This window comes from Lysinibacillus zambalensis (assembly GCF_040183165.1).
GTDB lineage: Bacteria > Bacillota > Bacilli > Bacillales_A > Planococcaceae > Lysinibacillus > Lysinibacillus zambalensis.
In genome coordinates, this window is sequence record NZ_JBEGDG010000002.1 from 521,957 (window position 1) to 546,485 (window position 24,529).

23 protein-coding genes and 1 pseudogene are annotated in these 24,529 nt (G+C 37.7%); 12 read left to right on the forward strand and 12 right to left on the reverse strand.

All coding sequences use genetic code 11. From position 1 onward, the window contains the following. Positions 1–124 precede the first annotated feature (124 nt). Positions 125–610 (forward strand): hypothetical protein, encoded by a 486-nt coding sequence (locus ABNX05_RS05570; RefSeq protein ID WP_349658817.1) that lies wholly within the window; start codon positions 125–127, stop codon positions 608–610. 172 nt (positions 611–782) lie between these two features. Here the strand turns inward: ABNX05_RS05570 and ABNX05_RS05575 are convergent, their stop codons facing one another. The 3 genes from ABNX05_RS05575 to ABNX05_RS05585 form a co-directional block, all read right to left on the reverse strand. Beyond that, positions 783–1,217 carry a lipoprotein gene (locus tag ABNX05_RS05575; protein WP_349658818.1) on the reverse strand — a complete coding sequence of 145 codons (435 nt, stop codon included), beginning with the start codon at positions 1,215–1,217 and terminating at the stop codon, positions 783–785. Between the two features lie 82 nt (positions 1,218–1,299). Next, positions 1,300–1,635: a pyrophosphohydrolase domain-containing protein gene (locus tag ABNX05_RS05580; protein ID WP_349658819.1), complete on the reverse strand. Its 336-nt coding sequence runs from the start codon at positions 1,633–1,635 to the stop codon at positions 1,300–1,302. A gap of 24 nt (positions 1,636–1,659) precedes the next feature. Beyond that, positions 1,660–2,463 carry an NERD domain-containing protein gene (locus tag ABNX05_RS05585; protein ID WP_349658820.1) on the reverse strand — a complete coding sequence of 268 codons (804 nt, stop codon included), beginning with the start codon at positions 2,461–2,463 and terminating at the stop codon, positions 1,660–1,662. 105 nt (positions 2,464–2,568) lie between these two features. On the opposite strand from ABNX05_RS05585, the gene ABNX05_RS05590 reads away from it, so the two are divergent. Beyond that, on the forward strand, positions 2,569–3,732 hold the full coding sequence (locus ABNX05_RS05590; RefSeq protein WP_349658821.1) for a pyridoxal-phosphate-dependent aminotransferase family protein: 1,164 nt from the start codon (positions 2,569–2,571) through the stop codon (positions 3,730–3,732). Between the two features lie 356 nt (positions 3,733–4,088). Here the strand turns inward: ABNX05_RS05590 and ABNX05_RS05595 are convergent, their stop codons facing one another. Continuing rightward, positions 4,089–4,670: a TetR/AcrR family transcriptional regulator gene (locus ABNX05_RS05595; RefSeq protein WP_349658822.1), complete on the reverse strand. Its 582-nt coding sequence runs from the start codon at positions 4,668–4,670 to the stop codon at positions 4,089–4,091. 291 nt (positions 4,671–4,961) lie between these two features. Here ABNX05_RS05595 and ABNX05_RS05600 point away from each other — a divergent pair, with 291 nt between their 5' ends. The 4 genes and pseudogenes from ABNX05_RS05600 to ABNX05_RS05615 all read left to right on the forward strand — a co-directional run bounded on the left by ABNX05_RS05600 (position 4,962) and on the right by ABNX05_RS05615 (position 8,293). Next, positions 4,962–6,140: an MFS transporter gene (locus ABNX05_RS05600; RefSeq protein ID WP_349658864.1), complete on the forward strand. Its 1,179-nt coding sequence runs from the start codon at positions 4,962–4,964 to the stop codon at positions 6,138–6,140. A gap of 22 nt (positions 6,141–6,162) precedes the next feature. Beyond that, positions 6,163–7,236, forward strand: coding sequence for an LLM class flavin-dependent oxidoreductase (locus ABNX05_RS05605; RefSeq protein WP_349658823.1), 1,074 nt, complete (start codon positions 6,163–6,165; stop codon positions 7,234–7,236). A 140-nt stretch (positions 7,237–7,376) separates the two neighbouring features. Next, positions 7,377–7,886, forward strand: a pseudogene (locus ABNX05_RS05610) (alpha/beta hydrolase fold domain-containing protein); the annotation flags it as partial. Between the two features lie 215 nt (positions 7,887–8,101). Next, entirely contained in the window at positions 8,102–8,293 is a 192-nt protein-coding gene (locus tag ABNX05_RS05615; protein ID WP_053482024.1) for a hypothetical protein, read from the forward strand. Positions 8,294–8,421: 128 nt separating this feature from the next. Here the strand turns inward: ABNX05_RS05615 and dsdA are convergent, their stop codons facing one another. Together dsdA and ABNX05_RS05625 are read right to left on the reverse strand one after the other, a co-directional pair. After that, a complete protein-coding gene (gene dsdA, locus ABNX05_RS05620; RefSeq protein WP_349658824.1) occupies positions 8,422–9,762 on the reverse strand; it encodes a D-serine ammonia-lyase in 1,341 nt (446 codons plus the stop codon). Then, positions 9,752–10,225: a YaiI/YqxD family protein gene (locus ABNX05_RS05625; protein ID WP_197144149.1), complete on the reverse strand. Its 474-nt coding sequence runs from the start codon at positions 10,223–10,225 to the stop codon at positions 9,752–9,754. The genes dsdA and ABNX05_RS05625 overlap by 11 nt, the downstream gene beginning before the upstream one ends. A 186-nt stretch (positions 10,226–10,411) precedes the next feature. Between ABNX05_RS05625 and gdhA the strand changes: the two genes are divergently transcribed. From gdhA to ABNX05_RS05640, 3 genes are all read left to right on the forward strand, one after another. Then, positions 10,412–11,785, forward strand: a complete 1,374-nt coding sequence (gene gdhA / locus ABNX05_RS05630) for an NADP-specific glutamate dehydrogenase (RefSeq protein ID WP_349658825.1) — start codon at positions 10,412–10,414, stop codon at positions 11,783–11,785. Positions 11,786–11,958: 173 nt separating this feature from the next. Then, positions 11,959–12,645 (forward strand): phosphoribosylaminoimidazolesuccinocarboxamide synthase, encoded by a 687-nt coding sequence (locus ABNX05_RS05635; protein ID WP_349658826.1) that lies wholly within the window; start codon positions 11,959–11,961, stop codon positions 12,643–12,645. Positions 12,646–12,814: 169 nt separating this feature from the next. Further along, complete coding sequence (locus ABNX05_RS05640; RefSeq protein WP_349658827.1) at positions 12,815–13,468, forward strand: Yip1 family protein; 654 nt, start codon at positions 12,815–12,817, stop codon at positions 13,466–13,468. A 60-nt stretch (positions 13,469–13,528) separates the two neighbouring features. Here the strand turns inward: ABNX05_RS05640 and ABNX05_RS05645 are convergent, their stop codons facing one another. The 5 genes from ABNX05_RS05645 to ABNX05_RS05665 all read right to left on the reverse strand — a co-directional run bounded on the left by ABNX05_RS05645 (position 13,529) and on the right by ABNX05_RS05665 (position 20,918). After that, positions 13,529–14,731, reverse strand: coding sequence for an NAD(P)-dependent malic enzyme (locus ABNX05_RS05645; RefSeq protein WP_349658828.1), 1,203 nt, complete (start codon positions 14,729–14,731; stop codon positions 13,529–13,531). Between the two features lie 403 nt (positions 14,732–15,134). Beyond that, positions 15,135–15,965 carry an MBL fold metallo-hydrolase gene (locus ABNX05_RS05650; protein WP_349658829.1) on the reverse strand — a complete coding sequence of 277 codons (831 nt, stop codon included), beginning with the start codon at positions 15,963–15,965 and terminating at the stop codon, positions 15,135–15,137. A gap of 216 nt (positions 15,966–16,181) precedes the next feature. Continuing rightward, a complete protein-coding gene (locus ABNX05_RS05655; protein ID WP_349658830.1) occupies positions 16,182–16,319 on the reverse strand; it encodes a hypothetical protein in 138 nt (45 codons plus the stop codon). A 167-nt stretch (positions 16,320–16,486) separates the two neighbouring features. After that, complete coding sequence (locus ABNX05_RS05660) at positions 16,487–17,296, reverse strand: sulfurtransferase (RefSeq protein ID WP_349658831.1); 810 nt, start codon at positions 17,294–17,296, stop codon at positions 16,487–16,489. Between the two features lie 10 nt (positions 17,297–17,306). Beyond that, the gene (locus ABNX05_RS05665; RefSeq protein WP_349658832.1) at positions 17,307–20,918 is read right to left on the reverse strand and encodes a dynamin family protein; all 3,612 of its coding nucleotides are present in this window, start codon (positions 20,916–20,918) and stop codon (positions 17,307–17,309) included. 768 nt (positions 20,919–21,686) lie between these two features. Here ABNX05_RS05665 and ABNX05_RS05670 point away from each other — a divergent pair. Then, the gene (locus tag ABNX05_RS05670; RefSeq protein WP_349658865.1) at positions 21,687–21,923 is read left to right on the forward strand and encodes a DUF4183 domain-containing protein; all 237 of its coding nucleotides are present in this window, start codon (positions 21,687–21,689) and stop codon (positions 21,921–21,923) included. A 204-nt stretch (positions 21,924–22,127) separates the two neighbouring features. On the opposite strand, the gene ABNX05_RS05675 is transcribed toward ABNX05_RS05670, so the two are convergent. After that, complete coding sequence (locus tag ABNX05_RS05675) at positions 22,128–22,742, reverse strand: pyroglutamyl-peptidase I (RefSeq protein ID WP_349658833.1); 615 nt, start codon at positions 22,740–22,742, stop codon at positions 22,128–22,130. Positions 22,743–23,290: 548 nt separating this feature from the next. Here ABNX05_RS05675 and ABNX05_RS05680 point away from each other — a divergent pair. Together ABNX05_RS05680 and ABNX05_RS05685 are read left to right on the forward strand one after the other, a co-directional pair. Then, positions 23,291–23,746, forward strand: a complete 456-nt coding sequence (locus ABNX05_RS05680; RefSeq protein ID WP_349658834.1) for a chemotaxis protein CheX — start codon at positions 23,291–23,293, stop codon at positions 23,744–23,746. A gap of 358 nt (positions 23,747–24,104) precedes the next feature. Further along, the gene (locus ABNX05_RS05685; RefSeq protein ID WP_255505077.1) at positions 24,105–24,227 is read left to right on the forward strand and encodes a hypothetical protein; all 123 of its coding nucleotides are present in this window, start codon (positions 24,105–24,107) and stop codon (positions 24,225–24,227) included. Positions 24,228–24,529: the final 302 nt, after the last annotated feature.

Here is a 24,529-nt window from a genome sequence, read left to right on the forward strand (position 1 = left end):
TAATAGCTTCAGGAAAATGATGTGAATATGTTATTACCATTAAATTCCGGATATTTTTTACTGTAGATTTATTACTTTAGCACTGTTATCATAAAAAAGTATTTTTTAGAAAGGAGGTTATCTTGTGTACGATTCTTATTATTACGATGATTTTGATGCGGCTCTCGGAGGTATATTTATCATTATTATGTTAATTGGCCTTATGTTGAGTATCGTAAGCTATGTTATTAGTTCACTCATTTATTATAAGGCATCAAAAATAAATGGTTTTAGCGATCTAGCTTATATTGCATGGATTCCAATTATTAACGTTTATAGCCTTTTCTTATTAACTGCAAAGGGTGAAGATAACGCAACTGTTCGTGGTGCAGCGAAAAAGAATGCTCTTATTTACGTAGGATTAATACTAGTTTCATTTATCCCGCTTATAGGTATTATTGCTTCATTAGGTCTTTTGGGCTTTACTTTGTATTTCACGTATCGCCTCTTCTATCGTTGGACTGGTGAAACTGGCAAAGCTATACTTTATATCATTTTATCATTCATTACATTCGGACTATTTTATTATATTTACGGCTTAATGAAAATGAATAAACCTTTCGTTGCATAAATACATATGCAAGTACAAAAACCTCTTTAAACCTTTAAAAGGGTTTAAGAGGGTTTAAGAGGTTTTGAACTTAATTTTACTATGGAATCTCCTGATTTTTAGGGAAGACCTTATCTCACGTTTTAACTTTTGAATTTTGGAATCCTCGATCCTACCATTGTAGTTATAGTTTTTATTTTACATTAACATCAAAAACAAAAGTCTCTTTTCCTTTATCCCATGTTACCTTAAGTTCATAAATATAATGTCCTTCTTTAGATGGAATTGTTATTTTATAATCATTCATTTCAACATTATCAATTGTACCATCTTCATTCTGTTTAGTTATTGTAATAAAAGAAGGGTTTTTTTCAATTTCAAAATTTAATATCTCCTTTTTTTCGACATCTATTGTTTCAAAATCATCAGCTAATTCATTTAGATTACGAGAACGCATTTCTGTTATTTTTACATCGCCTTCATCCCATTCGAAATTACTTGAAATCATTGTATATTGTTCTCCATTCACAATAACTTTGCCTCCAGGCTGACTAACAGTACCGTTTGGAAAACCGTTACATCCACTCAAAAGAGTAACAATCAAAATGGATAAAATTATTTTTTTCATTCCATCACCCCTATAAATAAAATTATAGACCGATCATAGTAATGTTCTTCAGTATCCTATGTAAATGTATATCATTATAATTTTAGCTTCCCTCTTCATCCTTTACTTCAATTAAATATATACCTTTCGAAAACCCTCCGCGTCGCCTCTTCTTCCGAGTACGTATTTGTTCTAATTGTTTGTAGGAAACATCGTACATTTGTATAGCTGTATGTACTAGTTCTAAAATATCCGCAAGTTCCTCAATGGCTTCTTTTGGAGAGGCTGCCTTTTGAAATTCTAATGCTTCTTCTTGCATTTTCACTTTTATTTCTTCTAAATGTTCACTCTGCTCTAAAATTCTTATGTTACATGTTTTACCCCTCGCTTCAATTACTTGTGGAATTAAATCACGTACTAATTTATTGTATATTGGCATGTCCCCTGTCTCCCTTGTAACATCTTATTTTTCACCATATTTCTGCTGAATCATTTGAATATGTTGTTTTTTGACTTCATCGGATACTTGCATTTGAGGCACAAGCTTATTGTAAATCGCTTGAATATCGTCTTGAGAGAAAAGTTGTCTTGCAGTTTGCTTTTGCGTTTGGATAAAACGCCTTAAATTCTCTCGTTTTATAATATGTACATTTTGGGAAGTTACCGCCACTTTTTTCAAAGTACAGCGCTCACTAAAGACAATGACTGAATGAATTGCTTCTATAGGAAGTTCTAGGAAATCTTGAATTGCACGTATATGCGTAGCATTTTGACGGATTGGATTGAAAAATTTATATTTTTTCTTATTCGGCATTGTTTGTGTCCATTGCTGTTGTGTTTCATTGCCAAAAATCCAACCACTATAGTTTTTGGACTCAATCACATATAGTCCCGTTCGATCAATAAATAGAAGGTCAATTTCCGTTAATTCATCTGAATTTCTCTTTGGAACATATACATTTAATAACTGCCTATGGCTTTGTAAGGCATGCTTCTCAATAATTCTCGATGTTAAGTATTCACCATTTCTCCCTTTATTGAATTTAACTGCAAAGAAATTATTTTTTGTCAGTTTATAATAGACACTTTTTCGATAATTTTTGTCCATGAGGTAAAAGCTTAAAACTATTAATACAAAGAAAATAATTAGCAACATAAATCCCCCTATCTCATTATTTTTCACTCCATAAAAAACAATAATTCCCAAAACTATTATACCAATTTTACCAATTATGTTTTTACATCCTTCAACTATTTCCCTTATCAATTACCACCGTATGTTTGAAAAGGAAGTTAGCTATCAAAAAGTATGCTATACTTTAATTAGAATATTTAGAATCTACAAAATTTAATGCAAAGGGGTTTGATGATAGTGTATGAAAATATTTTAAGACATCCTGGGCCTACTCCTATCCCAAAAAAGGTTCAGCTTGCGATGAATCGTGATATTATCAGTCATCGAAGCAATGAATTTGTGGAGCTTTACCGCGAAACCATTGAATTAGTAAAACCTGTCTTCGGGACAAAACAGGATATTTTACTCCTTCCATCAGGTGGTACGGCTGCTTTAGAAGCTGCAGCGATTAACACTGTTTCTGCAGGTGAAAATGTTGTTGTAATCACTGTCGGAGCTTTCGGAGACTATTTCGTTTCAATTTGTGAGAAATATGGCTTTCATGTACATAAGCTTGAAAAAGAATGGGGACAAGCTTGCACAGCTAAAGAGCTACGAGAATTTTTGCAGCCGTTACAAGATATTAAAGCTGTTTTTATCACATATAATGAAACTTCGACTGGGATCATAAACCCAATTGCTGAATTAGCAGAAGTTGTTCGTGAAGAAACGGATGCATTATGTATTGTCGATGGTGTTAGTTGCATAGGTGGGGCTCCTGCTGAAATGGATGCTTGGGGCATCGATATTCTTGTTACGGGCTCTCAAAAAGCCATGATGCTACCTCCTGGACTTTCCTTAGTCAGTGTAAGCGAAAGAGCTTGGAAAGTTATTGAAGAAAATAAAACACCATCCTTTTATTTAAACTTATTGAGCTATCGTAGCTGGGCAGAAAAAGGAATGACTCCAAATACGCCTACTGTCACACTAATAAATGGACTCCACGAGGTATGTAAGCTTATAGAGGAAGAAGGAGGCATTGAACATACAATTGCTCGCCATGAACTAATAAAAAACATGGTTCGTCACGCAATGAACGCCCTTAATATTGAACTTCTCACTACTGATGAGCATGCTTCTCCGACCATTACAGCAATTATGGCACCAAAAGGAATAGCACTTGGAGACTTCTTGTCGCATTTAAAGCAGCAATATCATTTAGATTTCGCTGGAGGACTTGGTCATTTGCAGGGCAAAATTTTTAGATTCGGTCATATGGGCTATTGTTTCCCAAGTGATATTTTACAGGCTATTTCTTTAATGGAAGCTGCACTGCAAGACTTTGAATATGACTTTGAGCTAGGTGCAGGTGTGCGGGCAGCACAGGAAGTATTTTTATCCGCTCAGCGAAAACAATTGTAACGATAAAGTGAAAATTTAATCAGCGGGGTCTTCTTCATCCCCAAAGGTTAGTCTTTACGTATCGGGCTTATGCAAGCAGTTTATCTCTCACATCAAACTGGTTGTTTTCACTCTTACTGCTTGTAATATGGGATAAAGCTTCAAACCTTCAAATCTGTGTATGGATTTGGAGGTTTGTTCATTTATTTGAGTTAATTTCATAAATTTAATCCCTTTAGTTTCAATGAATCCGAAACAAACTTTTTGTTAAAGTTTTTTATATTTGGGCTGGGAGATAAATAGTCTCAAGAAGAAGTGAAAAAAGTGAAATCGCTTCGTCGATTTCACTTTCTTCGTAAATAAATAGTTTACAAATTTTATTTGAGTAATGTGAGAGTTGTTGCGATTGCATTGTCAATAAATGATTTTTGTGGTTGAGATTTCATCATGACTGTTAATCCAATTAACGCCACAATTAGAGCCTGCGCTAAAGACTTCGCATCCGTTTCTTTCTCTAACTCACCCGATTGAATTCCTCGTTCAATTGTCTCCTGAAAAATGACGGCTAAATAAAGTTGATGTTCTCTCGTTAAGATTTCAAATCTCTCATCATGAGGAGCTAGTTCAACCATTGTATTGATGCAAAAACAGCCGTTACTAAGATCTTTCGTATATTCAGCAGCAATCACTTCTTCAAAAAATTTAGCAAATGCCTGTTTTACAGAAGAATGACCTTGAAGTCTAGCTCTTATTTCAGCTGCACGAGATGTCGTATACCTACGAAGTGCTGTTTCGAATAGTTCTTTCTTATCACCAAAGGTTGAATAAATACTCGGACGTTGAATCCCCATTCTAGCAGTGAGATCACTTAAAGAAGTAGCTTCATAGCCCTTCTCCCAAAATAACTGCATGGCAGCCTCTAAAACTTTTTCCTCATCAAATTCACGGGTTCTTGCCATAAAAAATCCACCTCCATTGTTTAAGAGTTAGTGAGTTTGTCACTTTGAAATTTAAAATACCAAACAGTATGTAAATATTGTATAATCAGCTGCATTTATTGTCAATTTTCATTGTAATAGGTAAATGGGAAGTAAAATAATTTCAAATAAATCCTTGACATTATAAACAGAGCTAAGATATATTTACCAATATTCATATTGTACCGAACGGTATGTTATGATTAAAATCTAATAACGAACGGAGGAAATGGTGTGGACAATGATCTGAGGCAAGAAGTGGATGCATCTGTGATGAATCTAAAACCTTCTATGTCTAGAACTGTAACTTTATTATTCGCAACTGCCTGCGGAATGTCTGTGGCCAATATTTATTTCGCACAGCCGTTGCTTGATCAATTGTCTAATGAATTTAATATTGATCACTCAACAATAGGTATTGTAATTACCATTACGCAGATCTTTTATGGGTTAGGCTTATTACTGCTGGTGCCTCTTGGAGATTTACTAAACCAACGACGCTTGATTATCGGACAGATGCTATTATCCACAACAGCATTGGTTATAGTTAGTACCGCTTCTTTTAGCGTGGTGCTTTTTACAGGTATGGCCTTAGTAGGTCTACTTGCAGTTGTGACGCAGACACTTGTGGCGTTTGCAGCAACTATGGCTTCCCCTACAGAACGTGGACGCGTTGTTGGTATTGTTACAAGCGGAATCGTCATTGGCATTTTGCTTGCTCGAACCTTCGCTGGTCTATTAACAGACCTTACAGGATGGCGCTCCGTCTATCTAGTCTCTGCCATCCTTATGCTTGTAATGGTTTGTATGTTTCTGAAGGTCTTACCAAAGGTTGAGCGTGAAGTAAGATCACTCCCCTATCATCAGCTAATTAAATCAGTGTTCACTCTGTTTATGCAAGAAAGAACATTACGTATCCGCTCAGTTCTTGCCATGCTAATTTTTGCTGATTTCAGTATTTTGTGGACTTCACTTGTTCTGCCACTTAGTGCGCCACCATTAGCTCTTTCACATAGTGTAATTGGCGCATTTGGCCTCGTTGGAGTGGCTGGTGCACTAGCTGCTGCACAGGCCGGAAAACTGGCTGATCGAAGTTACGGACAAAGAACGACAGGTATTGCTTTAGTTCTTTTACTCATTTCATGGTTTTTTATCAACTATCTAGAACAGTCTTTATTGGCATTAATTGTAGGTATTGTATTGCTTGATTTGGCCGTACAGGCAGTACATGTCACTAATCAGACGATGATTCTTCCATTACGTACAGAGGCACGGAGTCGACTTACTGCTGGATATATGATGTTTTATTCCATCGGAAGTGCCGGTGGCTCAATCGCTTCTACACAGATGTATGCACACTTTGGTTGGGAAGGAGTTTGTTTCCTCGGAGCTTTAATCAGTGCAATTGCTCTTATTTTTTGGGTTACAACTAAAAAGTTTACAAATTATTAATTTTGACAAGGAGAGATAACAAATGGAAATAGGAATTACCTCTTTTGTAGAAACAAAACCAGATGTTCATAGTGGTGAAGTGATTAGTCATGCACAACGTCTGCGTGAAGTGGTTGAAGAAATCATTCTTGCAGATCAAGTCGGGCTGGATGTGTTTGGTGTCGGCGAGCACCATCGAGAAGATTATGCTGCAGCCTCTCCAGCAATGGTGCTATCTGCTGCAGCTCTACAAACAAAAAAGATTAGGCTTACAAGTGCAGTAACAGTTCTATCTTCAGCTGATCCCGTACGTGTCTTTCAGGATTTTTCCACATTAGACGGACTATCAAATGGACGCGCTGAGATTATGGCCGGTCGGGGTTCCTTTATCGAATCCTTCCCCTTGTTTGGCTACAATTTAAATGATTATGATGAACTATTTGAGGAACATCTGGACTTACTTCTCAAAATTCGCGAGTCAGAAAAAGTAGTATGGGAAGGTAGACATCGACCAGCAATCAATAATTTAGGTGTGTATCCAAGACCTGTTCAAAGCTCCTTACCAATATGGGTTGGTAGTGGAGGAAATCAACAATCTGCCATCCGTGCAGGACTTTTAGGATTACCACTTATGCTAGCAATCATTGGTGGCAGTCCAATGCAGTTTGCACCTATCGTACAGCTCTATAAAAAAGCAGCTGTTCAAGCAGGGCATGATCTATCAAACCTTCAGGTGGGATCTCATTCAATTGGTTTTGTTGGCCCGAATACTGAATGGGCAGCGGATACATTTTTCCCCTCAACAAAAGCGGGCATGAATAAATTGGGCAAAGAACGGGGTTGGCGATATTATGATCGCTCTAGCTATGATGCTGCACGAAGTTTTGAAGGGGCGTTATATGTAGGTGATCCAGATACAGTTGCTGAAAAAATCATCCATCTTCGTAAACACGTAGGGATTACACGTTTTATGCTGTATGTACCATTAAGTACAATGCCACACGATCAAGTTATGCAAGCTATAGAATTGCTCGGAACAAAAGTTGCTCCTCGTGTACGTGAGGAAGTTGCCAAATGGGAGGCGAAAATGGCACTAGAAGGGCTTCCATTTCTTTAAGATATATTTTTAACAGGAGGAATTTATATGACGATCATCAACCGAGTCTTACCAGAATTAAGACAGGCTTACTCCCAATTTCCAGGGTTTCGGTTGGAGAAAGATTTAGCATGGAGTCGAAATCTCTTGTCCACCCCACCATCGATGTCAAACGGGTGGCGATTGCAGGCGCAAGTGGTGGCGGAGGGCTAACAGCAGCTCTAGCATTAATGGCTCGCGATAAAGAAGGACCTTCAATTATATTCCAGATGCCACTGTATCCAATGCTTGATAACCGAAATGAAGCACCTTCCAGCTACGAGATTACCGAGGATCATGCAACGTGGAGTAGAATTAATAATTTAACCGCTTGGCGTATGTATTTAGGTGAGGAAAAGGACACCCATGAGCTATCTCCATATGCGGTCCCTTCAAGAGCGGATAACTTAGCAGGATTACCTCCAACTTATACATGTATAGGTCAACTCGATATATTCCGAGATGAAACCATTGAATACGTGACACGTCTTGCCCAAGCAGGAGTAGATGTTGAATTCCACCTCTACCCTGGTAGCTTCCATTGCTTTGAAGTCTTTATGCCAAATGCGGAAGTAAGTCAACGAGCTAGTCAGAATTATTTAGATGCTATGGCACGCGCTCTTTATTTTTAATATCGAATAGCCCTAATCTTTAAATGAAGCCCTCTCTGACTGATTTAACTGCGTAAGAGAACGATAAACCTAAGTAAAACTGCAATTTAGGCCAATATTTCATTGTATGATCGACTGAATAATCTTTTAAAGCTAGAATTATGAATATAAGTGCATTTTCAAAAGCTAAAAGTGTTATACTAATAAGCACGTTATAAATTGAGGAGTTTGACAGTATGAAATATTTTAAACCACAAATGCAGCAACTTGTGAAAGAAAACCGTGAATTACATGATCGCCTAAAAGAGTTAATGGCCGAAATGGATTTGCAAAAAAATTATGCTTTAAAAGCGCTATATCACGCTGAAGTAGCGGACGGTGGACGCTATCAGCAAGATTATCAAGCGTTGGACTATTTATATAAATAACTCTCAATGAGCAAAAACACTTTTAATAATTGCCATTAATGAATAAATATTTGAGATCAATTTTTTAAAAGTAATAAACGCAAGAATGTTAATTCCGATCGCATTCTTGCGTTTTCTTATTAACTACCTTAATCATCAATTCTTGCTGCTTGCACTACCTTTGCCATGTATTCCTCACGCATTTCCACCGGTACCATACTTCCACCTGTTGCCCAAACAAGATGGGTAGCTTGCTCCATCTTATTAACTAAATCATGCTTTTCTAAATAACTTTGTCCATTTTTCATTAACTGAATTGGTCCGAACATCCCTGCATGTGCAGATGGCTCTAAAAATAACTCTTCAACTTCCATAGTTATTGCAAGCGATTTAAATAATTCCTCATCTTTTACCGTGTAGCAGCCACTAATATAAGTTTCCATTACTTTCCCAACGAACTTAGACGCGCGGCCAACAGCAAGGCCATCTGCTTCAGTTTTATTATCAAGACCAATATCTTCTACACTGATGGCGTCATGTAAACCTGTCATTAAACCAATTGTCATACAAGGAGAAGCTACGGGCTCAGCGAAGAAAATATGGGCATGTTCTCCAAAAATTTCACGTACGCCGTATGCAACACCGCCTGGTCCACCACCTACACCACACGGCAAATACACGAACAATGGATGGGCTTCATCTACTGTAACATTCGTCTTTTCAAACTGGACTTTTAAACGTTTCGCCGCCACTGCATAGCCAGCAAATAAGTCCTTCGAATTCTCATCATCAATGAAATGGCACTTAGGGTCTAGTTCAGCTTCTCGACGCCCTTGTTCCACAGCGACGCTATAATCAGCTTCATATTCAATCACTGTCGCACCTTTTTCACGCAGCAATGCTTTTTTCCACTCTTTTGCATCACTCGACATATGTACAACGACATTAAAGCCGAGTTTTTTGCCCATAATGCCGATACTTAATCCTAAATTACCTGTAGAACCTACGGCAATTGTGTATTGCTGGAAGAATGATTGAAAATCATCTGTTGCCAACACTGCATAATTGTCCTCTTTTGTTAGTTTGCCACTAGCGATGGCAAGGCGCTCTGCATGCCTTAATACTTCAAAAATACCCCCACGAGCTTTAATAGAGCCTGAAATTGGCAAGGTATGATCACATTTTAAGATCAACTGACCTGGTATTAAAACGTCAAATTCCTTTTCAAGAGCTTTCTTTATCAAAGCTATGTCTTGTATAGGTGATTCAATAAGTCCTTTACTTTCCAAAAGCTCAGGAAATGCAATAGTTAAATAGGAAGAAAAACGTATAAGTGATTCTTCCGCTTCCTCAACCTCTTCCATTGAAAAAAGATTGGTTTCCCCCCTTTTTTTTCGATTTGTATTTTCCCATAGCACAGTTTCATGATTCGCTAGCTCTTCTAATCTCGAAAATCGGTTAAATAGTTCGTGTTTAAGTTCATTTTTCACCTTTAGATTCCTCCACTTTTTGAGCTAAAATCGCTCGTTCACAAATTTGTCGAAATTTCAATTCGAACGAAATATTGTTTTCTTGTGTTCGTTTTTTCGGTCCCCTCGTACGTCCACCTGCACGTCTAATTTTTTGTCCAACATGGCGCATATCGAGCAAACGTTCGATATTTTCATCGGACATCTCTCGTCCATTTTGATCGATTGGATAACCACCTCTTGCCAAAACCATTGCTGCTAACCCGTAATCCTGTGTAATGACAATATCATGTTTTGAAAGCGCATTCACTAGCGTAAAATCAACCGAATCTGGCCCCTTAGGAACAATAATTGTTATTACATTATCACGTTCAACACGATGGGATGTATCGCAAAACAAGATTGTTTCAATCTCAAACTCAGATGATATGGATAGTGCTAAATCCACGACTGGACAAGCATCAGCGTCAATTAAAACCTTCACAATAAAGCATCATTCCTTTCTCATAATTAGATGGATCAATCATGTCATTATTATTTTAATATAATAAATTCCCACTCCCATTTGTTCAATTTTTCACAAACTTAAGACTGTTAAAAAAGTATTTTATTGAATAGTGCGAAAAATAGATATACGATACACCTATCAACTAACTGGAGGTTTTTTACTATGACAACTGTAACTGTAAGCAACGAACAATTAGCAAAAGAATACGTTGATGGCGTATTTGAGCAACTAAAAAACCAAAATAGTTATCAAGCAGAGTTCTTACAAGCAGCTGAAGAAATTTTTATTTCATTAGTGCCTGTATTTGCACAACACCCTGAATATATAAAAGCCAATATCTTATCGCGTATCGTTGAGCCAGATCGAATCATTTCCTTCCGTGTTGCTTGGCAAGATGATAATAATCAAGTTCAAGTAAACCGTGGTTACCGTGTGCAATACAATAACGTTATGGGGCCATACAAAGGCGGCCTTCGCTTCCACCCTTCCGTAAATGAATCCATTATTAAATTCTTAGGCTTTGAACAAATTTTTAAAAATGCTTTAACAGGCCAACCAATCGGTGGTGGTAAAGGCGGCTCAAACTTTGACCCTAAAGGTAAGTCAGATTCAGAAATCATGCGTTTCTGTCAAGCATTCATGACTGAATTATACCGCCATATTGGTCCTGATGTCGATGTTCCAGCAGGTGATATCGGTGTTGGCGCTCGTGAAGTTGGCTATTTATGGGGTCAATATAAGCGTATAACAAAAGCAAGTGAATCTGGTGTATTAACAGGAAAAATTCCTGGCTATGGTGGCTCTTTAGCTCGTAAAGAGGCAACTGGTTATGGTACTGTTTATTTTGTAAATGAAATGCTACAAGATGCCAACGATTCATTCGAGGGTAAAACAGTTGTAGTTTCTGGCTCTGGTAACGTTTCAACATATGCAATTGAAAAAGCACAATCCTATGGTGCGAAAGTTGTTGCTTGCTCTGACTCTTCAGGCTATATTTACGATCCAGAAGGTTTAGACCTTGATGCAATTAAAGAAATTAAAGAAATAAAAGGCGATCGTATTTCCACTTACTTAAACTATCGTCCAAATGCTACATTTAAAGAAGGCTGCACGGGTATCTGGACGATTCCTTGTGATATCGCGCTTCCATGTGCTACTCAAAATGAAATTAATGGCGATTCGGCTCGTACTTTAATTGAAAACGGCGTAAAAGCTATTGGTGAAGGTGCAAACATGCCATCAGATTTAGAAGCAATTAACGAATTTTTAAATGCGGGCGTATTATTCGGTCCTGCAAAAGCGGCTAATGCCGGAGGTGTTGCAGTATCTGCTCTTGAAATGGCGCAAGATTCAAGTCGCGTATTCTGGTCATTTGAAAAAGTAGATGCTAAATTACACGAAATTATGAAAAATATTTACGCAGATAGTAAAGCTGCTGCTGAAAAATATGGTTACCCCGGGAACCTTGTAGTTGGCGCGAACATCGCTGGCTTCGTAAAAGTTGCTGATGGTATGCTTGCTGAAGGCGTATATTAATAACTTTAGCCCACTCTAAGATGATAACGAATATTCGTTATCATCTTATTTTTTAATAAAAAAAGCGTTGAAACACACGTGAATTTTACATTAAAACGAACAATTTTACTATTAAATAATAAAAACATTCGTGTTATAATATTGGAGTACTACGACATATTGGAGGGTTTTTTGTGGAATTATTGTATACAGGTAAAACGAAAAATGTGTTCAAGTTAGAAGATGGTCATTACTTATTAAAATTTAAAGATGATGTAACTGGTGAAAACGGCGTATTCGACCCAGGTGCTAATACTGTTGGATTAACAATCGACGGTGCTGGTTTGGCTGGTCTTCACTTAACTTCTTATTTCTACTCAAAACTAAACGAACAAGGTGTTCCTACTCACTATGTTGATGCAAACTTCAACGATGCAACAATGACGGTAAAACCTGCAACTGTTTTCGGTAAAGGGTTAGAGGTCATTTGCCGTTTCAAGGCAGTAGGATCTTTCCTACGTCGCTATGGTGCTTACGTGAAAGAAGGACAAAACTTAGATTCTTTCGTAGAAGTTACCATCAAAGATGATGATCGACTAGATCCTCCTATTTCTGAAGATGCTTTAGCAATGTTAGACCTGTTAACACACGAAGAATATGCAATTTTAAAACAACGCACGATTGAAATTGCTAAATTTGTTGCTGCAGAACTTGCCAAAAAAGGGTTAACCCTTTACGATATTAAATTAGAATTTGGCCGTGATGCTCAAACAAATGAAATTTTATTAATAGATGAAATTTCAGGTGGTAATATGCGCGCTTACAAAGGCGAACAATACATAGAACCATTAGAGCTTGAAAAAATTATGTTAGCTGAATAAAAAAACCATTCTATTAATATGCTATGTAAGAGTAGTTACGAGTAATCAAAAGAGTCGCTTTTTTGCGGCTCTTTTTGTTAATAAAATGATTTCTTTCGAAACTTTTCACTAGGTAATTCCGTATACTCATTATACGCATAATTTTTACTATTATTTTGGAGGTAATTTGATGGATAACTATAATGAATCATCACAAGAAAGGCCAAAGGTTAATCCATTTTTGTCTATTTGGTTGCATCCAAAGAAAACAACCCGTTACATGATAGAAGAAAAATCAATAGGTTTTGCGATTCTTCTCATGTCAATTGGTTATCTAGGTGTTACACTTTCAGACCTTATTGATAGTACATTTTTGTCAGACGTGTCTCCTTGGTTTATCGTCATTTTTTGTGTTATTGCAGCACCGATTTTAGGGATAATTGGCACGGCTTTTTCTGCACTAATCACTTGGCTGTTCGGTAAACTTTTTAAAGGAACAGGCACGTACTCACACTTATTCAAAGGGCTAAGTTTAACTTCTATCCCATTTATAGTACTAATTCCTTTTTATTTAATTTGGTTATTTACATCACCTGAGTCTTTAATGAATTCTGACTTCGCTGGAACTTATCCTTGGGTTATTTGGCCAGCACTTTTATTAACCCTTGTGGTTGTAATTTGGTCCCTCGTTATTACAGTAGGAATTGTAGCCGAAGCACATCAAATTCCGAATTGGATGGCCTTCTTAACGCTCTTAATTCCAACCATTATTTTCGTTATACTATTCATTATTCTTATTATTGTTCTATTTTTCATTTTCGGCATTTTATTTGGAATGATGTAAAAAAATCTCCCCTCTCTATGAGAGTGGGAGCTTTTTTAGGTTCACTTGTATACATAAATGTTAAACTGAAAGCACTGCATTTTGTTGGAAGAGCTCTGACACACCTGACTCAACAGCTGCACCACTTACAGCTTTCGAAACAATTTCAACAACCCGCTCATCTAATGATTTAGGTACAATATATTCCTCGGTTAATTCCTCATCACTAACAAGAGCCGCTATCGCTTCCACTGCAGCTATCTTCATCGCTTCGTTAATATCTGTCGCTCGAACATCCAATGCCCCACGGAAAATACCAGGGAAAGCGAGTACATTGTTAATTTGGTTCGGATAATCTGAGCGTCCTGTCCCCATAACACGCACACCCCATGCCTTAGCGTTTTCATAAGTGATTTCAGGATTAGGATTCGCAAGTGCAAACACGACCGGATCTTCATTCATTGAAGCAATATGTGCTTCTGTTAATAAATTGGCAACAGATACGCCGATAAAGACATCAGCCCCTTTAATGACATCCTCCAATGTACCCTGTATTTTTTCTGGATTTGTTAAATGGGCAACCGTTTCTTTAATCGGATTCATACCTTCAGCGCGGCCTTCATAGATGAGTCCCTTTGTATCGCACATAAAAATATTTTTATAGCCCATTTGCACAAGAATACGCAAAATAGCAATACCTGCTGCTCCTGCACCATTAATGACAACCTTCATCGTTGCCACATCTTTCTTCACAATACGATTGGCATTAATCATCCCTGCACCTACAACAATCGCTGTTCCATGCTGATCATCATGAAATACAGGAATATCACATTCTTGGCGCAGACGATCTTCAATTTCAAAGCATCTTGGCGCAGAAATATCTTCTAAGTTTACAGCACCGAAAGTTGGAGCAAGCGCCTTCACAATGCTGACGATTTCATCTGTACTCTTCGTATCTAAGCAAATAGGAAAAGCATCAACATTAGCAAATCGCTTTAATAAAATCGCCTTCCCCTCCATTACCGGTAACGCCGCCTTCGGACCGATATCTCCTAATCCTAACACCGCTGTACCATCCGAAACAACAGCCACCATATTCCCCTTCATTGTATAGTCGTAAACAAGCGATGGATTTCTTTCAATCTCTACGCAAGGCGCAGCTACCCCCGGAGAGTACGCAAGACTTAGATCATATGAATCTTGTACAGGTACTTTAGAAATCACCTCTAATTTCCCACTATAATACTCATGCATTTCTAAAGCCTTTTTCATAATGTCCATTCAATCCCATCCTTTTCTTTTTGAATTATTATATATTTCAGAATCATAATACTTTGTGAAAGTAAAGTCAATGAATTTTCTGTCAATTTTATTTTTTCTTTGAAATAGCGCTATTTTTAATCGTCTACTCCTGTTTTTTGTCATGTTATTTCCTTCACAATCAATTATTTCAATATAAAATTCACAACTGTTGTCCTTTCAATAAATGTATAACTACCGGCATTAAACCTGCTCAACTTTTCACATAGTATTTTTCTTATGTAATTGAGATTTTTTTCACAAACTTATGTAAGCGCATCCATTGCCCTATCTAGTTTCGTCACATTTTCTCCACATTTTTTCACATAGTTTTTTATTATCTTCATTCCTTAACAGTGTTACATTAATCAACAAAAAAGAGCCCTCATTTCAAGGACTCTTGCGTAAACTGATTTATAAATGCGGTGATAATATGCTTAGAAGACCATTGTTCCCCTGATACTTTTGTAATCGGGTATTCCCGAGAAAAAATTGATTTTGTCATTTCGTCTACCGAATAACCTTTATGAAACAGTTGCCTTATATTCTCCTCCATCTCTTCTAAATAAGCAATTTTTTCTTGTATTTTCGCTCGACCATCCGCTATAAAGCCTGCATGACAACAATATACTACCTCAAAATCATAGTTTACTATTTTTTTCAAAGACGCTAAGGTATGTACGATATTTTCTTCATCAAGGACAACCTTAGTTTTCGTTTGTATATACAAATCACCTGTAAACATAGCACCTGTTTCCCGATTATAAAATGATACATGATCTGTCGTATGTCCTGGCGTTTCAATAACATCCCAAGTAGCTAAATTCGTTTGTAACGTATCGCCAAACGGTTGAGCCATAAACGCTGGCCGCTCACCCCATAATGCCTGTCGATAAAAAGGATACTCCCCATCTTTTGCACAAATGCCCACCGAATCACGGTGAACATAGATAGGTACACCCGTATGTTGCTGAATCCATGCTGCATTTCCTGAATGATCCTCATGAGAATGAGTGAGCGCCAATTGTTCAATCGGTAATTCTTTAAAAAAAGATTGGAACTCCTGCGAAAGTGAGTATGAGCCTGTATCAATTAATAACCCATCCACAAAAAAGCTATATACACTCATGCCGATACCCTGAACCGCCACTTTCCCTTGAGCACATTGCACATCAAGATTCTGTTGAATTTCTATACTTTTCTCTCGTTCAAACATCCTTTCTCCCCCTTTGTAAAAAGAGTTTAGCATAAAAAGAATATTCAGTCATTTTACCAATCCGTCAAAACTCGGTTCGTTGGTATAATTTCGCCCTAGCGGGGTTATCCATGACTTTGATGGTTCTATCCACGACTTGGGCGGGGCTTTCCATCATTTTGACGGTTCTATCCACGACTCTGACTTTTCTTTCCGTTGCTCTTGCTTTTCTTTCCGTCACTCTGATTTCCATCCGTCACCTCCGCCTTTCTTTCCGTCACTTCGACTCTTCTTTCCGTCGCTCTGATTTCTATCCGTCACCTCCGCTCTTCTTTCCGTCGCTTCGACTCTTCTTTCCGTCACTCTGATTTCCATCCGTCACCTCCGCCCTTCTTTCCGTCGCCCTTGCCTTTCTTTCCGTCGCTCTCGCCTTTCTTTCCGTCGCCTCGGCTTTTCTTTCCGTCACTTCGACCGCTTTCCACCTTTTCCACTCCAATAAAAGCAAAAACGCCCACCAAAGTGAGCGTTTCTTCTATAATCTTTTATTCATTTGTTCCTTTTTCAACGTCATATTGTGTAATCCAGTCACTATAGCTACCTACGTACAGTTGAATATTTTCGTAGCCTTCATCTGCTAGCACTGCATACAATGGTGATGCTGTAACACCGCTTCCACAGTACACCACAACATGCTCGTCACGAGTAATCTTGCTACGTAACGCATCATTCGCTTGCAAATGACCGTCTGACTTTAACTGTTCCCAGTCAAAGTTTTTCGCAGTTGGAATATGCCCAGCTACACTATCAAGAGGCTCCATCTCACCACGATAGCGAGCTGCGGCACGTGCATCTAACAACGTAGCATTAACTTCTCCATCCACAATTGCTTTCACTGCTTCACGTGGAGCATATAGTTCATCTCGCCAAACAAATTCGATCGTAGTTGGTGGATATTTGATAATGTCTTTTGTGAAAGGTATTTTCTTTTCAAGAGCCGGTGCGCCACCATTCACAATTACTACATTCGGAAAGCCTGCATAAGTCAGCATCCACCAAGCACGTGGTGCAAATGGAGCCGCTCCTTGATCGTAAACGACAATTTGATCCTCATAGTTTAATCCCAATCCTTGAAATACCGCGGATAGCTTTTCCTTATTCGGCATGGGATGGCGACCATCGCCGGACCCCATATCAGATAAATCCTGCTCTAGATCCATATAAATCGCTCCTGGTGCATGCCCTTCTTCAAATGCTTTGCTACCCGCCTCTTTCTTTTGTAAATCAAAGCGGGCATCTACGAAACGGACTTCATCAAACTGAATTTCCTCAACTGATTTGAATACTTTTCCCAAATGAATCACCTCATGCGTATTGTAATTGAGCATAGATTGCTTTCCAAGAAGCTAAACGACTTTCTTCCTGAAGTGCAAGTCTTTCTGTTGCAATTTGTTCAAGTGCCTGATGATAAATATGCAGACGTAATTTCTCTGCTTCCTCCGCAATATAAGTAATCGCCCATGCCATGAGAGATACTTTTTGCGAATCTAAATAATCTTGCGCATCTGGTTTTGTTAAGGCCTCTAGCGCCTCACTTAACTTCACTTTTTCATTTTTCTCAAAGAATGCCTTTTGATTACGGAAGTGTGATTTCACACCTGAATATTTAGTTATATCTGCAAATGGCCCTTCAAAATCAAGTAAATCTGGCTCAGAAGATTCAAACGCTAAAAACGAGAAGCTTCGATTTAATTCTTTAAGCTCACGTACTTCATCTTTAAAGCGCAATTGCATTTTTTTACCAATAAACTGTGATAAACGGAAGTTTGTTACACGCATTTCTTGTGTAAAATCAAATCGTAAACTTTGCATTACTTCCTTTAAAGCATGCTCTAATGCTTGCTGAACCGGCATTGCTGCAAATGTTGACGGATTGTAGCCTTCCTTAAAGAACTCTGGGTAACGATAGTACACACGCTGAAGAACATAATACAGTAATTCATCAAGCTCTTGCTTCGTTTCACTTTCTACCATACTTGTATTAAGCGAATTGAATTTCGATTTCACATGTTGTTCAAGAGTTGTTAATTCCTCTAAACGCTCATCCTTACGCTTTAAGTTCTCTTCTGTTTGAGCAATTAAGTCACCTAAACGTTGCTCCGTTTTATCGACTTCCTCTGCAAGTGCCTGAACCGCCAATGCACTTAATTCATCATTTAAGAATGTGTGGAAAGAATCTTCGAAAGGAGGCATACCAGATGTTAAATCCGCACCCTCTACTTTTTCCTTTAATGCTAATAAGCTAGACACACCGTAAAGTCGTGGGAAGCGAATGCCAAAGCGTTGTAATTCTGAACGCACATAACCCTTTACATCTTCCTGTTCTTCTTCTGTTGTCGCTAAATCAATCGCATTGACGATAAAGAACATCTTATCAAGCTCGAAGGCATCCTTCACACGACCAAGCTGGATTAAAAACTCACGGTCCGCTTTTGCAAAAGCATGATTATAATAAGTAATAAACAAGATTGCATCAGCATTACGAATATATTCAAATGCCACACCTGTATGACGCGCATTAATAGAATCTGCTCCTGGTGTGTCAACAAGTGTTACACCCATGCGTGTTAACGGACTGTCATAATAGAAATCAATATTATCGACAAAGCATGATTTATTTTCCTGTGCAACAAATTTTTCGAACTCTTCACGGTTTACACGTAATACTTGTCCAAGCTCAGACTTAAATGTTGGGAACCCTTCTTTATATGCGCGAATAAATGATTTATGCACATTTAAGCGTTCGTCAGATAGTTGCACCGCAAGTCCCTCATCTGCACGATTGAATGCTTCTTCTAACGAAGAAACCGATAAACCAATCGCTGCATATGAAGCTTGAATATCTTCTAGCATTTGGTCAGCTGTTTTTAATTGGACATCTGCTGTTTCATGCGGATGATCTGGTGAAACAGGACGAATTTTATTAATAGCCGCTGTTGTCGGGTTTGGTGACACAGGTAAAACCTTGGCACCCATTAACGCATTAGAGAACGAAGATTTCCCTGCACTAAATGCACCGAAAAGCGCGATTGTGAAATCCTTTTTCTGTAAGCGTTCTACTTTATTTTCTAAGTAAGTTGCTACTTCCGCAAAGCCTTGTACATCTTTTACAGCAGTTGCCGTGTGAAGTGCACGCTTCACTACACCTTCAATAGGAAGACTTGTTGCACTAACTGCTTGCTGTGCTTCTTCCTCCATTAACGCTTCCTCTTTTGGCTTTAACATCGATTCGTCAAATAATCGAATATCTGCTAAATCTTGCTTAAATGCATGCTCCCAATTTGTCAGCTGTTGATTTGCTATTTTACGTATTTCATTGCTTGCCTGATGCATAATACTTGCACTATATTGCTGATAGCCCTCGATTTCAAGCACTGCTTGAATGGCATCAACTTTCTCTTGCATCCCAGCCATTTTTAATTTAGATGGAGCAGCCGTTTCTGTAGCTACTGCTTCTAAAGTTGTTGCTTGCGCATCTTTCCACTTATCAGTTTCCTGGATATAATAGCGCTTAGTCGCTTCTGCCACACGGTTGGCAAAATTCAACACAGCATCTCCTGTTAAAATTGCGCCAACTTGTACTTGCTGCTCAATAAGGGAGAACGGTAAATCAAAGGCGTAGGCATCAATAGCTGTAGCACGTTCTTCATTTAACGCACCAACATCCTTTATCACCTTTTTCATTAGCCCTTTTAAATGTCCAGTAATCTGTGCATGAACAACATTCTGATAGGCACTATAGGCATCCTCTTTACGGCGGTTACGCTCTTCCTCTGTTTTTTTCTTAGCAGTAAATAAGCCCCCTACCTTGAAACCTTCCTGCTGACTTTCTAAATAAAGACGTAATTTATCGCGTAAATCTGCTGGCATAATAGCTGCATTCGCAAGAAGTTCTTTACGTTGCTCTTCGAACATTTCATTCCATGCCTCAACTGAGAACAGTTCAACTTGACGATTTAGCTTATTGTACTGCTCTAAAATATCCTTATGGTTTGCCCAGTCATCGGCACTTAATACATCTTCATCAATGTCTAAACGATCCTGTCTTTCTTCCGTTAAATAATTGTCATGCTCACTTTGTAATAAACGCAATGTATTTGATGCAGTTTGTACAAGCTGCTCCTGCCAATCATTCATACTATCCATAACGATTTTCTTTACGACCGTAAAATCGTTATTAGGGTGCTCCGGCTCTCTTAATGAAGTAAAAAATACGCCTTTTGGTACTACGCCCCAAGCTGCAAAGGAATTGTGAACAGTTGCTTTAAATTCCTCGAAGCTTAATTCATTTTCCTTATGCTTATCAATCATGTTAACGATTAAATAAACGTTTGGATTGTACTTCATTAATTGCTTTGTAAATTGAAAATTCAATTCCGATTGCACGTGATTGTAGTCCATTGTATAAAATACGATATCAGCAATATGAAGAGCAGACTCTGTTGACATACGGTGTGCATCATCTGTCGAGTCAACTCCTGGTGTATCCATAACAGTGACACCTAGTGGTAATGTCGATGTACTATGACCAATTTCAATTTGTGACACTAGGTCCCCATTTTTACTTAGCTCTTTAACTGTTTTAAAATCATAGCCCGCTTCGAATTTTACAGGCATTTCATTATGCATATAGACAATTGCAAAGTCTTCTTCAGATTTATGGACTTTGACGATATTTGCACTCGTTGGAATAGGGCTTGCCGCAAGTAAATCTTCACCCGATAGTGCGTTAATCATACTCGATTTACCAGCAGAGAAATGGCCTGCAAAGCCAATAACATATTCTTTTTGCTGTATTTTACGTGCAAAAAGTGATGTCTTATCCATACGCTCTGTATCACCATTATGCTGATAAATTATGTATTGTAACGAAGCCTGCTTTAAAAGCGCCTCCAATTGTTGTTCAAAATCTTTCATAAAAACCAGTAACCCCTTTATTCATATTAATCAATTTCGCCTTGGCGTAATCGCGTCCGGATTGTGAATTGTGGAGCACAATTCACTCCTTTAAAAATCCGTGACATCCGCCGGAGGTTTTATCTTCAATCAGTGATATTTGGAAAGGAACCATATCCGTATTCATCTTACAACTTCAGAGGAAGTAGTTTTTACGAATGAAGATAGTCATAATTAATATTCTACCTTATTCGACAAGCAAAGTATAACACTAATTTACTATTAAAAGCATATATATCAGGATTTCAGACGCCATATTCATCCATATCGTCCTGTTTATTTATAAAATTAAAGCATTATAGGCTCATTATTATAGGTAATGATGTTTCTTAAAACCTTATACCAGGATAACGCCCAGCCTGAACAGAAATTACCCACACGTTATGGTCATTATTTTTCTAACTACTAATTCCTATTGCAAAAATGGATGTGCAACTATTCAACTAATAATTTTCTTGATATTTTAAAGTAAGAAAAAAAGATTGGTGTGCGATTGTAAATATAAAAGTGAATAGATAAGTACGAAGTTAAATGGAGTGATAAACTTATGGTGAACTTTAGGAACCACGAAAAATCGAGCAAGAATGTGAATGTAAAGATCGGTTTATTTGGCCACGTATAAAAGCTAGAAACATTCCTTTGAAAGACCCTCCCCCAGTCGTTGAACCTAGTAGAAATATTATTCCAACAGTAAATAGATATTTCAATATTGCTACATCGGATATTGATTTGACTAATGGGGCGACTCTATCAGCTAGCCAATTTTGGAATGATAATGGGAACCAAGCAACCGAATTTATCATTTTTAATCCGAGTGGCTACGTTAATCTTTATATCAATGCCGTCATGCAGGAAGGTAGAATTTATACTTTGACTCCAACCACGTTAACCTTAAGTCCAAGTAATTCAACAATTTATAGGGGTACTCCAATCATCATAGAATCAATAGGGTTTTCAACACAGTAAAATAAAGCCTTGAAATAGGTACTTTATCTGCCTGGACACTGTATTAGTGATAGAATAAACAGGAGTACGTTGATATCAAATCAATCCTACTATCCAATAATTTGTTTCTTTTCTTATCTAACTAAAAATGGATGCCTAAAATGATGATTATCATTTCAGGTCATCCATTGTACTTCTTTATTTATCCTCATCGTTTGAGGAAAATCAATCATTTGCTGAACGAACTGTCTCCTCGATACAGAGCCTAATACACGTGATTAAATCTTGGATATTCCATCCCGGTATTTTTCCATGTTGAATCGCCAAATCAAATGACGCAGGAATATGAATAAATCCAGCACGTACCTCTTTATGTTGCTTCGCGTAAACAAGCCCTTCATACATAATGTTATTACATAAATAGGTACCTGCCGTATTTGAAATCTCCGCTGGATATCCTTCTTTGCATAATCGATTTACCATATTTCTAATAGGTAGATTCGTGATATAGGAATCTACACCATCATCATAAATGCTCTCATCTACTGGTGTATAACCTTCATTATCTGCTTCCCCATCTTTAATATTAATCGCAATTCGCTCTGGCGTTATTTTAAATCGGCCTCCAGCTAATCCTAATGAAATAATGATTTGTGGCTTAATCTCAGCAATATATTGTTTCAGTTGCTGAGCGGATTGCTGAAAATCCACAGACAAAATGCGTCCTACAATTTCATAGCCATCCATCTTTTCCCCATTTAATTTTTCTACAATTTGCATCGTTGGATTTATTTTATAGTCAAGAAATGGCACAAATCCTGTTAGTAATATCTTCATCATTTTCTTCACCTTCTATAGGACGTCGCTTGATTGCCCATCCATTTATATTTTTTGATACTACAGTAGCCAGAACGATCATTAGCATCTAATAAACATTCTATGAAGTTAATGTCTTATTAATAGCCTCGTAACCAGTCTATAAAAAACCAATTCTCATTTTCAACATTTTTCAGAAAAAAACAAATAATCATCCTCTTTATTCCCTCGAAAGTATGTAAGATAAATATTTTCGTAAAAAAAAAAGCATGATCTTTAAATTGCTTAGACCACGCTCTATTGTCGTTATTGTTTATTCTCTTATTTTAAATGCGCAGTCGCCTGTTTCATAACGTGTTTCCCTACTCCAATATAGATAACCACTGCTGTTCCAATCAATACGAATGTCATCGCTGACCGCTCCTTTTTTTATAAAATCGTCCATTTAATGATTTTGAAAATCATTCTCATTAATATAATATAAATTTCCCATTAATTCGTCAAGACATACTTTCATCTTACCCATTTAACATGGTAAGATGTAGAAAAGTCGGAAAAAGGATGCGGTAAAAATGAGTAATTCGAAGTACTTTCAAACTATTTTAAATGGGACAATTCACGCTTTAAAATCGATCCTACCTATGGAGATAGACGTAAAAACGCCGAGTATTATTTCTGAACCATTTCAACAACAGCAAATGGGTGTTTTAATTGGTTTAATAGGTGATTTAAAGGGCCGAGTAATCATTGATTCGTCTCCAGAAACATTTAGTGGCATCGGCAATACGATGTTTGGTATGCCTCTCGAAGGGGAAATGTTGGAATCCTTTACAGGGGAATTTGGCAATATGATTGCCGGAAATCTATGTACTACCGTCGGACAAGAAAGCTTAGAAATTGATATCACACCGCCAACGGTGATGGTTGGTAACACAAAATTATACGGCTTTGAAAAGGCCTTTATACTCCCTGTCACAATTCCAAGCGTCGGTCCACTGACAGTTCTTTTAACAATTGAAGGAGAATAAAGTTCTAGAATATCGAACTGGTTCAATTTATACATCCTATGCCTACACATCAAACATTTATGATTACGCCTGATCATTCTCTTTAATAAACGGTGAATGCCCCCTAAGGCTCAAGTCTAAATTTCATATAGTAAAATTTCTTGAAAAATAATAGATTTCAATAATAATCACTTCATTTTCAACCAAAATGCGGCCATCTCAATGACTATAGAGGTGGCTTTTTTTTATTCCCCCCTCAATTTTTCACATTTTTTTCACATTATTCGTCAAGATATGTGATTTTTTTCACATCAAAAAGAATTTTATTTATATATCATGACAATAAGAAAGACACACTAAAAGCGAAGGAGGAGCAAAAATGGCAAATAAAAAAAAGTCAGATGAAAATTTAAAAGGTTCACTCTATGCGGTATTTGGAGTAGGAATCATTATTATCTTACTTTGGGTGTACTGCTTCGATTTGTTCATCAATCGTTTTTAACTTCTTTCAACGGGTGTCCAAACACCCACTGAAATAGAGGAACTCAGTCTAATAACGCCACGTCCTGTGGCAACGACTTTGGCCTAAAGCCTCCGGCGGATGTCATGGAATCAGAAAGAAGTTCAATATAGGATGTTAGCCTAAGATCATCGTATCCATGCGATAACGGCTAACTTACCTGCATCGGTAAAAACGCCACGTCCTGTGGCATTACCGAAATGACCGACATCGTGTCGGCCCTCGTGCAGGCCTAAGCACAAAGCTGATTCCGGACGCAATTATGCCGAGGCATAATTGATTCT

What these genes read in the sequence shown, in the direction of transcription:
- ABNX05_RS05575 (WP_349658818.1), bottom strand. Translation starts at nt 1,217, where the DNA reads ATGAAAAAAATAATTTTATCCATTTTGATTGTTACTCTTTTGAGTGGA.
- ABNX05_RS05580 (WP_349658819.1), bottom strand. Translation starts at nt 1,635, where the DNA reads ATGCCAATATACAATAAATTAGTACGTGATTTAATTCCACAAGTAATT.
- ABNX05_RS05595 (WP_349658822.1), bottom strand. Translation starts at nt 4,670, where the DNA reads ATGGCAAGAACCCGTGAATTTGATGAGGAAAAAGTTTTAGAGGCTGCC.
- ABNX05_RS05600 (WP_349658864.1), top strand. Translation starts at nt 4,962, where the DNA reads ATGAATCTAAAACCTTCTATGTCTAGAACTGTAACTTTATTATTCGCA.
- ABNX05_RS05605 (WP_349658823.1), top strand. Translation starts at nt 6,163, where the DNA reads ATGGAAATAGGAATTACCTCTTTTGTAGAAACAAAACCAGATGTTCAT.
- ABNX05_RS05615 (WP_053482024.1), top strand. Translation starts at nt 8,102, where the DNA reads ATGAAATATTTTAAACCACAAATGCAGCAACTTGTGAAAGAAAACCGT.
- gdhA (WP_349658825.1), top strand. Translation starts at nt 10,412, where the DNA reads ATGACAACTGTAACTGTAAGCAACGAACAATTAGCAAAAGAATACGTT.
- ABNX05_RS05640 (WP_349658827.1), top strand. Translation starts at nt 12,815, where the DNA reads ATGGATAACTATAATGAATCATCACAAGAAAGGCCAAAGGTTAATCCA.
- ABNX05_RS05645 (WP_349658828.1), bottom strand. Translation starts at nt 14,731, where the DNA reads ATGGACATTATGAAAAAGGCTTTAGAAATGCATGAGTATTATAGTGGG.
- ABNX05_RS05650 (WP_349658829.1), bottom strand. Translation starts at nt 15,965, where the DNA reads ATGTTTGAACGAGAGAAAAGTATAGAAATTCAACAGAATCTTGATGTG.
- ABNX05_RS05655 (WP_349658830.1), bottom strand. Translation starts at nt 16,319, where the DNA reads ATGGAAATCAGAGTGACGGAAAGAAGAGTCGAAGCGACGGAAAGAAGA.
- ABNX05_RS05665 (WP_349658832.1), bottom strand. Translation starts at nt 20,918, where the DNA reads ATGAAAGATTTTGAACAACAATTGGAGGCGCTTTTAAAGCAGGCTTCG.
- ABNX05_RS05675 (WP_349658833.1), bottom strand. Translation starts at nt 22,742, where the DNA reads ATGATGAAGATATTACTAACAGGATTTGTGCCATTTCTTGACTATAAA.
- ABNX05_RS05680 (WP_349658834.1), top strand. Translation starts at nt 23,291, where the DNA reads ATGAGTAATTCGAAGTACTTTCAAACTATTTTAAATGGGACAATTCAC.
- ABNX05_RS05685 (WP_255505077.1), top strand. Translation starts at nt 24,105, where the DNA reads ATGGCAAATAAAAAAAAGTCAGATGAAAATTTAAAAGGTTCACTCTAT.